The organism is Caballeronia arvi (assembly GCF_001544695.2).
Lineage (GTDB): Bacteria > Pseudomonadota > Gammaproteobacteria > Burkholderiales > Burkholderiaceae > Caballeronia > Caballeronia arvi.
In genome coordinates this window covers 35,248-50,304 of the sequence record NZ_FCOM02000057.1, presented here as the reverse complement: position 1 = coordinate 50,304, position 15,057 = coordinate 35,248, and the positions used below count along the sequence as shown (strand labels likewise).

Here is a 15,057-nt window from a genome sequence, read left to right as displayed (position 1 = left end):
TGTTGTGAACATGATATCCATAACGCATAGCTCTCAACGACCGTGCACATCGGAACGAAATTCAACAGCCTGTTAAGAGGAGGCGAGAGGATGCGGCGTGAAAGCTTAGAGGGTCGATTTTACCTAGGTGGGAAGATTCAGAAAGAGGAGGACACGACCGGCTTTCTGAGCCGCATGCTCGATTACCGGTCGATTGACTCGCGGAAGCGGCTTATCGAGCTACTTGGTAGCACCTCCGGTCGCTTCGCGTGGTCGCTCCCGTCGCGATTGGAAACAGCGAGAGCGCTTTTCCCGAGTGGCTTGCCCGACGTAAACAGTCTGATTGATAGCCATACACGCTACCCGCTCTTTGCACCCTTTCTTGAAAAGACCGCCAGGAAGCAGCTGTACATGCATCATCGGAGGAAGGGCTACGCCGACGCAGCCAGTGGGTTTGGAATGAGCGATAGGGCACGTTTCGGAATATGTTTGAAATGTGTGCAAGAGGACCTCAGCAGAATCAAGGCTCCCTTCACGTATTGGCGGCGTGGCCATCTAATTCCTGGGGTAGCCTACTGTGTTGTTCATCGAGAGCCACTTTATACATACTGCAACACATGCGAATACGGTCATCGCCGAAACGACCAATCGCTTAGTCCTGCAGTGCGGTGCTTGTGCGGAAAGGCGCTGCGACGCATAGCGGCTCCAAAGCGACAAAGAACTGAAGGCGTTCTCTTGAGCATTGACTCAATGGCGACTGAGTTGATGCAAGGTAAATGTCCGATAGTGCTAGAACCAGGAACAATTCCGGAGCTTGTGCGAGGACATTTGCTTCGTCATGAACCATCGGTGAAGTTCAGAATCAGGAAAGAGCTCACGAAGCGCTTAGAAGACGCATTAGACCGGCAAAGCATGAGATGGCTAAACATAGATGAGGGAACCATTCTGCGTTTGCTAGGTAGAGCCGAAGACGGTACACGGCTCATAAACCCTCGTCAAAATGTCGCTATTGTCTACGCTATCTTCGGCGGTTGGGATGGATTGCGACATGAAGCTGAACTTCGCAAAAGTGACGTTGCGTCCTATGAAGAGGCGTGTCGTTACGTTCCAAAGCGAATAAGAAGCGTGGAGCCTCACCATAAGAGCGAAGTTATCTCACGGATTGAGCGCATGGATGATGGGGCACGGGAAAAGCAGCGTCGTGAAACCCGCAAGTTCATTCGTAACGCGCTAGCGCAGAATCCGAATTTAAGTAGGAGGCAACTATACGATATGCCGGGTGGACGACGTCATTGGCGTTTTGCTCTCTTCGAAGATTCGGATTGGCTCGAGGAGGTCATACCGAGCGACCCCATCACCCGGCGCGCGCTGGCTGCTCAGCGGTCATCCTGTGCACCAAAGGAGGAGAATCCTTCTAATGAGGAGGAAATTCGAGTTAGCGAAAGCATCTACGACATATGCCTCCGTTTGATTGAGATATATCCGCTCAGACGAATTACACGTGCCCGCCTCTTGAACAACACCAAGAACGAGTCACTAAAGGGCTGGGCGGAACGGTCTATCGTTGTGCAAGAAGCCCTTGATGCATGTGTAGATTCAGATGATGAGTACCTCAATCGGCGGCTTGCTCACATCTGTGAGAGGGTAAGCGAGATTTGCATCACCCATCCGTACGGTTTCAGGTCGACATACTGCGGCTTGACTGAACAACAACTGAAGGGACGCATCAACCGAGCTATGACATGGCTAAAAAAGAACTGCGCATAATCGGCGACTGTAGCCACCTCCCGGGCTCGCGCGCAGAAGGCGAGCGGCTCCGCGGACTGGCGGTGGCCGAGGGCAGTCGACCGGCCTCTACATCTCGATGGTCGTTGCCAATCGAGAAAGTCGAGCTCCCCGAGGTCATGAGCCCGCTGGAATACGACCCGAATGACCCAGCGTCTCTTCGCATCCGCCTACTTGGCGGACGACCAATACTCAGTTGGCCGATTGTCCTTCCTGAGACGGACCCGCGAGGCGTGCTTAGCGCAGACTCGTTTGAGTGTTGGAAGAAGGCCAGCGACAGCCGCAAAGGCATTGCCGGCTACCACCACAGTTTCAAGGGCATGGGGAAGGTGGCCTGTCACTCGTGGCTGGAGGCGCGTCTTCTTCGCTGGTTTGAGATGTGTCCGTTCGTTGTCGAAGTCCGCACTCAGTACCCGCAATGGAACAGGGCGGAATTCCTCGAATATTGTCGGGCCGGCTGCCGCTACCCCGAGAACAAACTACGCACTATCGACTTCATGCTCAGGCTTTGCTTACCCGGCCTTCCGTATCACATCTATCACGGAGTGTCGGTAAAGCCTGACGCGAAGCTGCTCGACCCGAAAGTCGTTCGCCGGCATGAGAAGGAAGCCGCAGGGCTGTGGGAGTGGGGCGCAACGCATGAGGTGATGACCGAGCTAACTGTGCCAGAGCAGGAGACGACTAACTACGAGCGCCTTCTTTCTTATATGGGCAAGGCGAGCACCGAAGAGATTCGCCGGCTTGCGGCGGCAGCCGCCGACTTCGGAAAGGCACTCAATAAGTCTGAAGCCAAGGGCTCAATGGACCGGGTGGTCGGAATGGTCGGCGCGCGGCGGCAAGGCTGGACTTTGAATGAGTCGTACCGGGCACTGGGGGTGGCGTTCTTTCTGGGCCACCTCCGTTGGGACCACCGGTACCCGGTCCACCCGCTGGAGCAAATGTTTCTCGTGAAGTAAATCGGAATTCAACCACAACGGGAGTATGCAATGCGAATTAAGGACTACGATGGATACAGGGCTATCAAATTTACCAAACATCAACCGTTCATCCAAATTTCCCCAAGTGGTAAGCAGACGCTGTATCGATATCTTGGAGAAAGCGAGCACTTCATCTACGCGGTAAAGCTTGGCGAGCAGTCGGTAGGTGCCGCACTGGTCCTCAATGAGGACGACGCCTCAACCACAAACCGAGAGGTTTTCAAGCGGCGGAGGGCAGAGAGTCTGTTCAAGGCCGGCCTGCTCAAGCCTGTGATGGAGCGTGCAGTTCCGCTCGAGATGGAGGATGACAAAGCTATTGAGTCCCGCATCCGCTTCAAACAAGAGTTTGGCAAAGAAGATGTGCGAGATATGACGGCTCGTCGCCGAATGATGATGTACATCGAAGGCACGTTCGGTGATGACCCGTTCCGCGACGAGGCAACGTACTCGGAGATGGTCAAGTGCGTGAGTGACTTGTTTCAAGCCGACGCAAAAACAGTACGAAAGTACTACGAGCGCCATCTGTTCTATGGTGGTCACAGAAATGCAACAGCGGAGCAGCACTGGAAGAAGGGAGGCAAAAGCAAGAAGCGTCGTGGGCTGAAGAAAGACGGCGAATATGTGCTGCAGGGTCGGAAGCCTTCGGCCGAACGGCTAGACGCTGATTCCCATCTCGGTCGTAAGCAACTTCGGCCGCGGATGCTGACCCGGTGGGTGAGTTTCATACGTGAGCATGCCCACAACCTGTCATTGACAATCACGGAATTGCTCGAACGGTTCAAACTCAAGCTCGTTGGGTACAACCGTAACAAACAAGGAGAAGTTGAGTACCACCCCATTGACCCTCGTTACTACCCGCCCGACTCCTCGATGCTCGATGAAGGGCAAAAGGCATTGGTGGAGGCACGGATTGAACTGGACCGTCGCAAGAACGAGGGAAAGAGAGCGGGCAGCACGGCTCAACTAGCCGACGGGGACTTGAACGTATTCGATATTGATGGGACTGTTGCGACGCAGTTCCTCGAGTTCGGAAACGACCTTGTCCAAATCGACGGGGTCTTGAAGCCTACGTTCCTTGTGGCGATGGATAGAGGCAGCCGATGCTGCGTCGGCTATTACGTGACCCTTGGGAATGAGAACGCCGATGCGTACCTTGCTTGCATGTTTAGCGCCTACACCGACAAGGAACGGGAGTTATTACGCTGGGGGGTGCCGCGTCTGGACGGGCTGGTCCACGGCTATGCGCGAAAAATCTTCGTGGACCGCTACGCCGGTATCTCGGAGAAGATGCAGCACGCGATTGTGACTCGCATGAAGGAACAGCTCCTGATGGCAGCGCCGGGTGACCCTGAAGCAAAAGGCGATGTCGAGAACTTGATTGGCTACTTGCAGAAGGAACTGGGCAATCTTCCCGGTTCGAGCTACCAAGAACCCGTAAAAGGCACGGGTGATGAGAAGGACGAAGCACGAGCGCGGAATCGTCTGAAGCTGAAAGACGCGCCCCGAGGTGCCGTCATCACCTTCAGGCAGTTCATGCAGGCTTTCTTGACGGCCATCAGCAAATACAATCTGACGGCGGATGTGCGACATCTCCGGACCAACGAGATGGCCGCAGCGAAAGTGGCCCCGGTTCCGAAAGAGGTTTTCTTGTACAACCAAAGCCTTCAACGGGGAGATGCAGCGTGGGATTGGCCCGAAGAAAAAATCTTCCGGACGCTCTCTGTGCCGTTCGAGAGGTCGGCGAGTGGCGGCATCGTTAGATTGGGGAACAGGGAATACACCTCACCGCGTTTGCAACAACGAGCGCGCGAGTATAGTCAGCGAAATGGAGGGAAAGCGTTCCCGGTAAAGGGCTTCGAACTTTTCACGTCTCCATTGCACCTCTTATGGGATGACGATGGGTACCTGGAGTGTCTCGATGCCACTGAAGGCACGTTGAAGGTCTACGGTGATGGCTACAAGTTCCTCCACGACTATATCAGCACGCTATCAAATGCCGATTTGGCGAAAAAGCGTGATAGGGAACGCTTCCATTCGACGGTCGCCAATGTCGTCGCGAAGCCGGTATCGAAGGTCAAACAAGCCGCGATGGCGAAAGTCGAGGGGTTCAAGACGAAGGTGACAAAAACAGAGGCAAAGGAAGTTGCAGCGGATTTGGGGCGCCAAGCCGACACGGACGATTTGATTGACGGGCTGAGCGGAAAGCGTGGCTCCAAGGGTGAGGTCGCCCCGAAGCAACCGACGCCAGGGTTTATCGAGCCCAGTCGTCCGCGAGGTCGTATCTTGGCTGACTGGTAGAGGGTCGCTTCCGGGAAGGCTTCGACGATTGCTGCCGCACGAACTGCTGAGCTGGCGGGAATCGAGCGAATCGGGGGGTGATTTTTCCCGCCGACCCATACGTGGCGGGGGCGAGGACACTATCAATTGTTTTTTGCCCCACTTTGGGGAATATCCCGATATTCTAGGGTTGTGAGGGTTTCTAAAAGCGTCCCGCAAACCTGGCTGAGGCAGACCGGACATGGCTTTCAGCGATTTGCGAACCTCGGCAAGGGACGCTTTCATTCTTTGCGAGCACTATATTCTCGAAAGCGCCTCTTCGGAGGCGCTTTTGCTTTTAAGGACGACGAGCGCGTAATCGGTATAAAAACGCCGATTAACCGTCTCGACGTCCGTTCGAATAACCGTTAATATCATGCCGTTTATAGCCGAAAACATGCCATAACCGGCACCAATATGAACTTTGACCTCGCCAGCTCCAGCGAAATCTCCGACGAACTGGGGCAGCGCCTTCGAGCACATCGGCTGGCGCAGAATCTCCAGCAGGCCGAACTCGCGGCTCGCGCGGGGATCTCGGAGCGCGCGCTACGCAACATCGAGCGAAATGGTCCCGCGACGCTCGATAACTTCATTCGCATCGCAGCGGCGCTCGGACTTGCAGGCAACTTCGACACATTGTTCGAGCTGAAGCCACGATCCATCAAGGCGATGGAAAAGGCCAGTATCAAACGGCAACGCGCATCGCGGTCGCAGCCATGAAAAAACTGAGCGTCATCTACGCGGGCTACGGCGAGCGTTTCGAACTGGGGCAACTGGCCGACGATGGCCGCGACCTGCTGTTCGAATATTCGGCGGCGGCGCTCGAACGAGGGCTTCAGCTCTCTCCGTTCAAGCTTCCACTGGGCTCCGGCAGCTTCGGCGATTTTCCCGCGCATCAGCTTCGCTTACCCGGCCTCGTAAGCGATGCGCTGCCCGATGGCTGGGGCATGCTGCTGATGGATCGGCTGTTCCGCAAGCAAGGTCTGGAGCCTCGACGGTTATCTCCCCTCGACCGGCTTGCTTTCATCGGCGAAAAAGCGATGGGCGCGCTGACGTTCGAACCAGGCACGGGCGACGAACTGGCGCCGCACGATGTTCAACTGCTGACGCTCGCGCGCGAAGTCCGGCAAGTCATGGAAGACGGCAGCGACGCACTGCTTCGCGAACTCGCGCTGATGGGCGGCTCACCGCATGGCGCGCGCCCGAAAGTGCTGGTCAATTACGAGGCAACGAGCGATCGGATGTCGAACACGGAGAGCGGCGCCGGCGTGCCGTGGCTCGTCAAGTTTCCCGCGCAACACGAGCATAAGGAAGTCTGCGCCGTCGAGGCGATGTACGGCGCGATCGCCGCCGCGTGCGGACTGCGGATGCCGGCCACACGATACTTCGATCTTGCGCCGTCGCTGTCCGCGTTCGGCATCGAGCGATTCGATCGTTCCGGCGGCATGCGCATCCCGATGCACACCGCGGCGGGCGTCGCGCATGCGGATTTCCGTGTTCCCCAAATGGACTACGTGACGTTGTTGCGACTCACGCAGTTCATGACCCGCGATGCGCGCGAAGTGTTGCAGGCATTCGAACGCTGCGTGTTCAACGTCGTCTTCAACAACCGTGACGATCACTCGAAGAATTTCTCATTCGTGATGGCGTCGGACGGCCGATGGATGTTCTCGCCCGCGTATGACCTCACGTTCAATCAGGGACCGGGCGGCGAGCATCAGATTGACGTCTGCGGCGAAGCACGCGCGCCTGCGCGAGATCAGTTGATGAAGCTGGCCAGCATGACCGGCATCGCGGCGAGCACGGCTTCTCAGTCGATCGAGCGAATCGCGACGGTCGCTTCCGGCTTCCGAAGCTTCGCCGATGACTTTCCTGTCGAGCCAACGACGCTCGATGAAATGGAGACGATCGTATTCGCGAATCAATCGCGAATGGCCTGACGCCTGTGGACAACCTTGTTGGCACGTCCCCGCGTTTACTGTTGGCGCTTTCTGAACAACTCGACGACTTGCGCCGCGCAGCGAAAGTTGTCCCAGCTTCGATCCGAAACCGGACGCGCCATACCGGACTTGTTCGATCGGTAAACCTCTGACGTATAACGCCGAACACCTGTTATCCACCGATTTGCGCCGTGCTTGTTAACTACTACCACGTATACATACGAATCCTTTTGTTTACTTAAGCAACGTGGACGCCCTGCTCAAGCCTCAGGCAGCGCCATGCACCTGCCTCAACCGCTCGCGGCTGTTGCTCAGATGCATGCGCATCGCGGCTCGCGCGTCATCGGGATCCTGGCGCACGATCGCCTGATAGATCGCCTTGTGTTCGCTGAACACGTTGCGCAGCCGTTCTATCTGATCCAGTTCCGCGATCTCCGCCTTGCCCAGACGTGTTCGTGGACTGACACCGCGTCCCATCTGGCTCAGCACATCGTAGAAATAGCGATTGCCGCTCGCCCGCGCGATCTGCAAATGGAACTCGATGTCATGCTGCAGGACATCCGTGCTGCCGTTCGACAGTTGTTCCTCGAAGCGCTCGAGCGCAGCAGCGATCTGCTTGAGATGCGCGTCCGTGCGACGTCCCGCGGCGAGCGCGGCCGCCGCACCTTCCAGATCGATGCGAAACTCGATGATCGCCATGATGTCGAGCAGGCTCGACAGATCGGCATCCTGAAGGCGCACCGCTTCGCGATCCTCCGGCGCCCGGATGAACGTGCCGACGCCATGCCGCGTCTCGACGACGTTGGCCGCCTGCAAGCGCGAGACTGCCTCTCGCACGACTGAGCGGCTCACCGACAGTTGCTTCATCAGCGCGACTTCGGTCGGAATTTTGTCGCCGGGACGGAGGACGCCGCCTTCGATATCCCCGAACAAGGACGCAACGACTTTATCGGTGAGGCTGGCCATATCGGTTCTCTTCTGCTTGTGGTTCTGTCATCGGACGTCTTTGTCACGCCTTCAATCGCAGTCTTCATGACAAGCGATTGCAGATGTCCGACAACACATCATCCAGCTGCCCGGAATTTTCGTCAATTCGGCCATTCCAGCGGTACAATTGAACAAAGAAATAAGACATCGTATAAGTTAAAGATGATGAAACTGCCGCGAAGTATCTGAAATTCAAGGAAAGCAGGGTTTACTCTCCTGTCGTATAAGCCCGAATTCAAAGTACTCTGTGTTAAGACGTCTGATGACATAGCCGCTCTCGGACGTACCGCTTTCCATTCAGATCGCCGTCGTCACAGGGAGGCTTCATGCCGTCATCTTCACCGTATCAACCGTTGCCCAATACTTTCCGAACGTCGCTGCGCGAGCGCAAAAGGCTGATCGGCTGCTGGATGTCGCTGGCAAGTCCGATCGTCACCGAACTCGTCGGCGTCGTCGGCTTCGACTGGATGCTGCTCGACGCCGAGCACGCGCCCAACGACGCGCTCACGCTCATCCCACAACTGATGGCGTTGAAAGACAGCCCGAGCGCGCCTGTCGTGCGCCCGCAGGCGAACGATCCCATCGCGATCAAGAAGCTGCTCGACGGCGGTTTCGTCAATTTTCTGATTCCGTTCGTCGACAGCGCCGCCGACGCCAAGCGCGCAGTCGCCGCGACGCGTTATCCTCCTCAGGGCATTCGCGGCGTATCGGTCGGCCATCGCGGGAACCGCTACGGCACCGTGGCGGACTACTTCAAGGTGGCGAACGACAATATCAGCGTCGCGGTGCAGATCGAAAGCCGCGCGGCGGTCGAAGCGATTGACGAGATCATCGCGGTGGAAGGCGTCGATGCGCTGTTCGTCGGCCCGTCCGATCTCGCCGCCGGGTACGGTCATCTCGGCAACGCGAATCATCCGGACGTGCAGGCGGCCATCGCTCATGTGTTCGAGCGCGCGCACGCGGCGGGCAAGCCGAGCGGCATTCTCGCGCCCGTGCAGGACGACGCGGAGCGCTATCTCGCGCTCGGCTGCACGATGGTCGCCGTGTGCGCCGATCTCGGCATGCTCAGAAACGCCGCACAGGCCGTGAAGAAACATTTCATCCCGGCGTGAGCGCCACGCTTACCGGGCTGACATCGAAAACCGACATCAAGGAGCGATACATGCAAAAGGCAGGTTTCATCGGACTGGGCATCATGGGCAATCCCATGGCGGCCAATCTTCTCAAGAACGGCGTCCAGCTCGCGGCGTTCACGCGCAGCGGCGTCAACGCCGAGCTGACGGGCGCGGGCGCTACGGCCTGCGATTCGCCCGCCGCGGTCGCCGAAAAAGCCGACGTGATCTTCATCATGGTGCCGGACACACCGGACGTGGAGCGCGTGCTGTTCGGCGAGAACGGCGTCGCGAGCAAGCTGAAGAGCGGGCAGATCGTCGTCGACATGAGCTCGATTTCGCCGATCGCCACGCGTGAATTCGCGGCGAAGGTGCGCGAGAAGGGCGCCGATTATCTCGATGCCCCGGTTTCCGGCGGCGAAGTCGGCGCGAAGGCCGCATCGCTCACGATCATGGTCGGCGGCGCGCAGGCCACGTTCGACAAGGTCAAGCCGCTCTTCGACATGATGGGCAAGAACATCTCGCTGATCGGCGAAGTCGGCGCGGGACAGGTGTGCAAGGTCGCGAATCAGGTGATCGTCGCGGCGACGATCGAAGCGGTCGGCGAGGCGCTGCTGCTCGCATCGAAGGCCGGCGTCGATGCCGAAAAGGTCCGCACCGCGCTGATGGGCGGCTTCGCGTCGTCGCGCATTCTCGAAGTGCACGGCGAGCGCATGACCAAGCGCACGTTCAATCCGGGCTTTCGCATCGAGCTGCATCAGAAGGATTTGAATCTGGCGCTCGCAACGGCGCAAGCGCTCGGCGTCGCGCTGCCGAACACCGCGACCTGCATGCAGTTGTTCAATTCGTGCGCCGCGAATGGCGGCAAGGCGTGGGATCATTCGGGCATGGTGCGCGCGCTCGAAATCATGGCCAATCACGAGATCGGGCAGGACAAGAAGTAAGCACAGCCGGCGCAATGCCGGCTGCGCCGCATCAACTCGTCTCCGGCGCGCGCTTCGCTATCCGCGCGAAATGCTCGATCGCGAAGCGCCGCACGTTTTTCACCGCCGGATTCGTCTGCTCCTCGCTCCACGCGAGATCGATATCCGCATGCGCGTCATGCGTCCATAGCGGCCGGTACACGACTTCCCCGAAACACAATTCCCGCGCCGACGCCGGCACGATCGCCACGCCGATGCCCGCGCGCACCAGCGCCACGATCGTGTGCGTCTGGTCGATGAACTGCGCGTAATCCGCCTGCACGCCGCTCGCCGCGAACAGCCCGGCGATGCGGTCGTGAAAGTACTTGCCGCCGTCGTGGGAATACATGACGAAGGGTTCGCCATCGAGATCCTTTGCGGCGATGGCACGGCGCTTCGCGAGTGGATGCGCCGATGGAATCGCGAGTTGCAGCGGCTCGCGCGCGATGCGCTGAAACTCGATGCCGTGCATGAAAAACTGCGCGCGCATGATGCCGAGATCGATCTCGCGCGACTCCAGCGCCTTCATCTGTTGCAGCGAAACCATTTCCTTCAGCACGATCCTGATGCCCGGCAAGGCGTCGCGCGCGGCCGCGATGAAGCCCGGAACGAGGTGATAGCCCGACACGGCGGTAAAGCCCATGGCGACCTGCCCGGCGTCGCCACGTGCGACGCGCCGCGCTGAATCCGCGGCCTGCGCCGAAAGCCGCAGGATGCGCACGGCGTCCTCGTAATAGGCGCGGCCTGCGGCAGTCAGCTTCACGCTGCGGCTGTTGCGCTCGAACAGCACGGCGTCGAGCGCCTGTTCGAGCAACTGAATCTGCCGCGACAGCGGCGGCTGCGTCATGAAGAGCCGCGCGGCCGCGCGCCCGAAGTGCAATTCCTCCGCCACGGCCACGAAGCAGCGCAGATGATTCAGCTCGATGATCATGTCAATTTAGGTATTGATCGATGCGGAATATAGCTTAGACCTCAATCGATCGCGTGAATATACTGATTTCCGAGATAAGCCGACACCTTCAGGGAATCCGAATGTTCGATGTGCTACTGATCAATCCCGTACTCCCGTCGCTCGACCGCGAACTGAGCGTCCGCTACACCGTGCATCGCTGGTACGAGCACGCCGACAAGGCCGGATTCCTGCGCGAAGTCGCGGGCAATATCGGCGGCGTGGTGACGGGCGGCGCGACCGGAATCGGCAATGAATTGATGGACGCGCTGCCCGCGCTGAAGATCGTCGCGATCAACGGTATCGGAACCGATGCGGTTGATCTGGAGCACGCCCGTGCGCGCGGCATCCACGTATCGACGACGCCCGGTGTGCTCACCGACGACGTCGCCGATCTCGCCATCGGACTGCTGATTTCCGCGTGCCGCGGCCTGTGCGTCGGCGATGCCTACGTGCGCGACGGCCAGTGGGGCAAAAGCGGCCTGCCGCTCGCGCGCAAGTTCAGCGGCATGAAGGTGGGCATCGTCGGATTGGGGCGCGTGGGGCGCGCCATCGCGTCGCGCGCGGCGGCGTTCGGCTGTCCCGTCGCCTACACCGATCTGCGCGAAATGCCGGAGGTGCGCTATCGCTTCATCGCGGACCTGCGCGAGCTCGCGCGCGATTCCGATGCGCTGATTCTCGCGGCGTCGGCGGACAGCGCGGAAGGCATCGTCGATGCCGCCGTGCTCGATGCGATCGGTCCCGATGGTTACCTCATCAACGTCGCACGCGGCAAGCTCGTGAACGAAGCGGATCTCGTGCGCGCGCTCGAAGAGAAGCGCATCGCGGGCGCGGGCCTCGACGTGTTCGTCGACGAGCCGAACGTGCCCACCGAGTTGTTCGCGCTGAAGAACGTCGTGCTGCAGCCGCATCGCGCGAGCGCGACCGTTCAGACGCGCATCGCGATGGGCGACATCGTGCTCGCGAGCCTCGCATCAAGCTTCGCGGGCGAGCGGCCCGAAACCAGCGTGACGCCCTGATGCCCTGACGTCCTGACGCGCGGCATCGCCCGCCATCACAACCATCCCGACGAGATCCGGGAGGAGACACTTCTTGAAGAACCTCGATATCGCCACGTCCGCAGCGAGCGCCAGCCTCGTTAAAGTCGGACATTTTCGCTACGCGATCCTCGCGCTGATTTTCTTCGTGACGGTGCTGAACTACGCGGACCGCGCGACGCTGTCCATCGCGGGCACGTTCGTTTCGAAGGACCTCGGCTTGTCGGCGTCCGCGCTCGGCATCGTGTTTTCCGCGTTCGGCTGGGCTTACGCGATCGGCCAGATTCCCGGCGGCTGGCTGCTCGACCGCTACGGCGCGAAACGCGTGTATGGCGCGAGCATCGCGTTGTGGTCGATTTTCACGCTCAGCCAGGGCACGGTGTCGCTTTTCTCGACGGCCGCTTCCGCGACGGCCGCGCTCTTCGTGATGCGTTTCATGCTCGGACTGGTCGAATCGCCGGCGTTTCCGGCGAATGCGCGTGTCGTCGCGACCTGGTTTCCGACCAACGAGCGCGGCACCGCGAGCGCGCTCTTCAACTCGGCGCAGTATCTGGCGGTCGTGCTCTTCACGCCGCTGATGGCGTGGCTCACGCATGCGCTCGGCTGGCATCACGTGTTCTTTTTCATGGGCGGCTTGGGGTTGATCGTCGCGGTCGTGTGGTTCGCCGTGATGGACGATCCGAAGTCGCACAAGCGCATGAGCCGCGCGGAGTACGACTACATCGCGGGTAACGGCGCGCTCGTCAGTCTCGACACGAGCGTCGCGACGACTCGCCGCCGCTTCACGCGCCGCGAGCTTTCGACGCTCTTCACGAGCCGCATGCTGTGGGCGATCTACATCGGCCAGTACTGCATCACGGCGCTCACGTACTTTTTCATCACCTGGTTCCCGATCTATCTGATCAAGGAACGCGGCATGAACGTGATGACGGTGGGCCTCGTCGCCGCGCTGCCCGCGATCTGCGGATTCTCGGGCGGGATTCTCGGCGGCTTGCTGTCGGACTTTCTGATCCGGCGCGGCGTGTCGGTGTCGCTGGCGCGCAAGACGCCGTTCATGATCGGCATGCTGCTCGCGACCGCGATCATGGCCGCGCCGCTCGCGTCGACCAATACGGCGATCGTCGTGATCATGTCGCTCGCGTTCTTCGGCAAGGGGCTCGCGGCGATCGGCTGGGCCGTGCTTTCGGACGTCGCGCCGCGTGAGATGACAGGCTTGTCGGGCGGTGTGTTCAACGGCATCGGCAATACGGCGGGCATCGTGACGCCGTTGGTCATCGGGTTCGTGGTCGCAAGTACCGGTTCGTTCGATCGCGCGCTGTGGTTCGTCGGCGCGCACGGCATCGCGGCGATGCTCGCGTACGGGCTGCTCGCGGGACCGTTCCGGCGCGTTCAGTTGAAAACCTGATTTCCGAGGCGGGCGGGACGAACGAAGCCGGCGCGAGCCGGCTTTGACGTTTTGGGCGCGCGGCGAGCAGGTTAGTTCTAGTCATCTGACGTCTTAGCTTGAAACCAGTGCGGCCCGTGTATAAGCCGCTTTAATTCGGGCACAAGCGCCACCGGATAAGCCTTTAAGCGACGAAGGGTAAACACGTGATTGGCCTGCACCGCACATCGCAATACAATGTCATCAGACAACGTACCACATCGTACGCTCAGGAGACATCCCTTGAACACAGCTTCCGCCAGGCCAGCCGTCGATCTGCTCGAATCGGCCAGCTCCAAGGTCAAGCGCCACGTGCTGCCCTTGTTTCTCATCATGTTCATCGCGAACTACATCGACCGCGTGAACGTCGGTTTCGTGAGTTCGCATTTGCAGACCGATCTCGGCATCGGCGCCGCGGCGTACGGTCTGGGCAGCGGCCTGTTCTTCATCGGCTATGCGCTGTTCGAAGTGCCGTCCAACGTGTTGATGCAGAAGTACGGCGCGCGCGCTTGGCTCACGCGCATCATGGGGACGTGGGGCATCGTCGCGGCGATGATGGCCTTCGTGCAGAACGAAACCTCGTTCTACGTGCTGCGCTTTCTGCTCGGCATCGCGGAAGCGGGCTTCTTTCCGGGCGTCGTCTATTACTTCACGCAATGGCTGCCGCAGAAAGAGCGCGGCAAGGCGATCGCGATTTTTCTCGGCGGCTCGGCGTTCGCATCGATTCTTTCCGGTCCGATCACGGGCGCTTTGCTGTCGATCCGCGGTCTCGGCCTGCACGGCTGGCAGTGGATGTTCCTGATCGAAGGCGCATTCTCCGTGTTCCTGTGCGGCGTGAGCTGGATGCTGCTGAAATCGCGCATCAGCGACGCGCACTGGCTGTCCGCCGATGAGCAATTCGCGCTGCAAAGCGCGATCGCGTCGGAACAGGCGGAACGCGAAGCCGCGTCGGGCGGCCGTCATCTGCCGGCGATCAAGCTGCTGAAAGATCCGCAGATCGTGCTGTTCTGCTTCATGTACTTCTCGATTCAGCTGACGATCTACGCGGCCACTTTCTGGCTGCCGACGATCATCCGCAAGATGGGCGGCCTCACCGATTTCCAGGTCGGCCTCTACAACACGATTCCGTGGATGATCGCGATCGTCGCGATGTACTGCTTCGCGCTCTTGTCCGCGCGCTGGCGCTTCCAGCAGGCGTGGGTCGCCGTCGCGCTGGTGATCGCGGCATGCGGTCTCTTCGCTTCGACGACCGGCGACGCGGTGCTCTCGTTCGTCGCGATCTGTTTCTCCGCGATCGGCTTCAAAGCGGCGTCGTCGCTGTTCTGGCCGATTCCGCAAGGCTATCTCGATGCGCGCGTCGCGGCCGGCGTGATCGCGCTCATCAATTCGGTCGGCAATCTCGGCGGCTTCTTCGCGCCCGCCACTTTCGGCTATCTTCAACAACATACGGGCTCGGTATCGGGCGGCTTGTACGGGCTCGGCGTCGCATCGCTGATCGCGGCCGTCGCGGTCTTCTTCACGCGCACTCGCCGCTCGGATCGCACGCCGACTGGCGACGCCGCTCACGCTCATCAAAGCGCGCATTAATAC

12 protein-coding genes and 1 pseudogene are annotated in these 15,057 nt (G+C 59.8%); 11 read left to right on the top strand and 2 right to left on the bottom strand.

The window, feature by feature from the left end:
- Positions 1–90: 90 nt before the first annotated feature.
- The 6 genes and pseudogenes from AWB74_RS48725 to AWB74_RS35930 form a co-directional block, all read left to right on the top strand.
- Positions 91–567: pseudogene (locus tag AWB74_RS48725) on the top strand (TniQ family protein); the annotation flags it as partial.
- Between the two features lie 147 nt (positions 568–714).
- A complete protein-coding gene (locus tag AWB74_RS45910) occupies positions 715–1,746 on the top strand; it encodes a hypothetical protein (protein ID WP_143749382.1) in 1,032 nt (343 codons plus the stop codon).
- Positions 1,722–2,720, top strand: coding sequence for a PDDEXK family nuclease (locus tag AWB74_RS35945; RefSeq protein ID WP_061151379.1), 999 nt, complete (start codon positions 1,722–1,724; stop codon positions 2,718–2,720). Before AWB74_RS45910 ends, AWB74_RS35945 begins: the two co-directional genes overlap by 25 nt.
- A 30-nt stretch (positions 2,721–2,750) precedes the next feature.
- Positions 2,751–5,039 (top strand): hypothetical protein, encoded by a 2,289-nt coding sequence (locus AWB74_RS35940; RefSeq protein ID WP_061151378.1) that lies wholly within the window; start codon positions 2,751–2,753, stop codon positions 5,037–5,039.
- Positions 5,040–5,474: 435 nt separating this feature from the next.
- On the top strand, positions 5,475–5,777 hold the full coding sequence (locus tag AWB74_RS35935; protein ID WP_061151377.1) for a helix-turn-helix domain-containing protein: 303 nt from the start codon (positions 5,475–5,477) through the stop codon (positions 5,775–5,777).
- Positions 5,774–6,997: a type II toxin-antitoxin system HipA family toxin gene (locus tag AWB74_RS35930; protein ID WP_061151376.1), complete on the top strand. Its 1,224-nt coding sequence runs from the start codon at positions 5,774–5,776 to the stop codon at positions 6,995–6,997. Before AWB74_RS35935 ends, AWB74_RS35930 begins: the two co-directional genes overlap by 4 nt.
- 267 nt (positions 6,998–7,264) lie before the next feature.
- Here AWB74_RS35930 and AWB74_RS35925 read toward each other — a convergent pair whose 3' ends face one another.
- The gene (locus AWB74_RS35925; protein WP_061151375.1) at positions 7,265–7,963 is read right to left on the bottom strand and encodes a FadR/GntR family transcriptional regulator; all 699 of its coding nucleotides are present in this window, start codon (positions 7,961–7,963) and stop codon (positions 7,265–7,267) included.
- 347 nt (positions 7,964–8,310) lie between these two features.
- On the opposite strand from AWB74_RS35925, the gene garL reads away from it, so the two are divergent.
- Complete coding sequence (gene garL, locus AWB74_RS35920) at positions 8,311–9,096, top strand: 2-dehydro-3-deoxyglucarate aldolase (RefSeq protein ID WP_061151374.1); 786 nt, start codon at positions 8,311–8,313, stop codon at positions 9,094–9,096.
- 35 nt (positions 9,097–9,131) lie between these two features.
- A complete protein-coding gene (locus AWB74_RS35915; protein WP_268811232.1) occupies positions 9,132–10,040 on the top strand; it encodes a 2-hydroxy-3-oxopropionate reductase in 909 nt (302 codons plus the stop codon).
- Positions 10,041–10,071: 31 nt separating this feature from the next.
- Here the strand turns inward: AWB74_RS35915 and AWB74_RS35910 are convergent, their stop codons facing one another.
- Positions 10,072–10,989, bottom strand: coding sequence for a LysR family transcriptional regulator (locus AWB74_RS35910; RefSeq protein WP_061151373.1), 918 nt, complete (start codon positions 10,987–10,989; stop codon positions 10,072–10,074).
- 101 nt (positions 10,990–11,090) lie between these two features.
- Between AWB74_RS35910 and AWB74_RS35905 the strand changes: the two genes are divergently transcribed.
- From AWB74_RS35905 to AWB74_RS35895, 3 genes are all read left to right on the top strand, one after another.
- A complete protein-coding gene (locus AWB74_RS35905; RefSeq protein WP_061151372.1) occupies positions 11,091–12,026 on the top strand; it encodes a 2-hydroxyacid dehydrogenase in 936 nt (311 codons plus the stop codon).
- Positions 12,027–12,099: 73 nt separating this feature from the next.
- Positions 12,100–13,449 carry an MFS transporter gene (locus tag AWB74_RS35900; protein ID WP_061151371.1) on the top strand — a complete coding sequence of 450 codons (1,350 nt, stop codon included), beginning with the start codon at positions 12,100–12,102 and terminating at the stop codon, positions 13,447–13,449.
- Positions 13,450–13,710: 261 nt separating this feature from the next.
- Positions 13,711–15,054: an MFS transporter gene (locus AWB74_RS35895; protein ID WP_061151370.1), complete on the top strand. Its 1,344-nt coding sequence runs from the start codon at positions 13,711–13,713 to the stop codon at positions 15,052–15,054.
- Positions 15,055–15,057: the final 3 nt, after the last annotated feature.

Coding starts and splice junctions, on each gene's coding strand:
- garL (WP_061151374.1), top strand. CDS start 8,311: ATGCCGTCATCTTCACCGTATCAACCGTTGCCCAATACTTTCCGAACG.
- AWB74_RS35925 (WP_061151375.1), bottom strand. CDS start 7,963: ATGGCCAGCCTCACCGATAAAGTCGTTGCGTCCTTGTTCGGGGATATC.
- AWB74_RS35940 (WP_061151378.1), top strand. CDS start 2,751: ATGCGAATTAAGGACTACGATGGATACAGGGCTATCAAATTTACCAAA.
- AWB74_RS35905 (WP_061151372.1), top strand. CDS start 11,091: ATGTTCGATGTGCTACTGATCAATCCCGTACTCCCGTCGCTCGACCGC.
- AWB74_RS35935 (WP_061151377.1), top strand. CDS start 5,475: ATGAACTTTGACCTCGCCAGCTCCAGCGAAATCTCCGACGAACTGGGG.
- AWB74_RS35910 (WP_061151373.1), bottom strand. CDS start 10,989: ATGATCATCGAGCTGAATCATCTGCGCTGCTTCGTGGCCGTGGCGGAG.
- AWB74_RS35945 (WP_061151379.1), top strand. CDS start 1,722: ATGGCTAAAAAAGAACTGCGCATAATCGGCGACTGTAGCCACCTCCCG.
- AWB74_RS35930 (WP_061151376.1), top strand. CDS start 5,774: ATGAAAAAACTGAGCGTCATCTACGCGGGCTACGGCGAGCGTTTCGAA.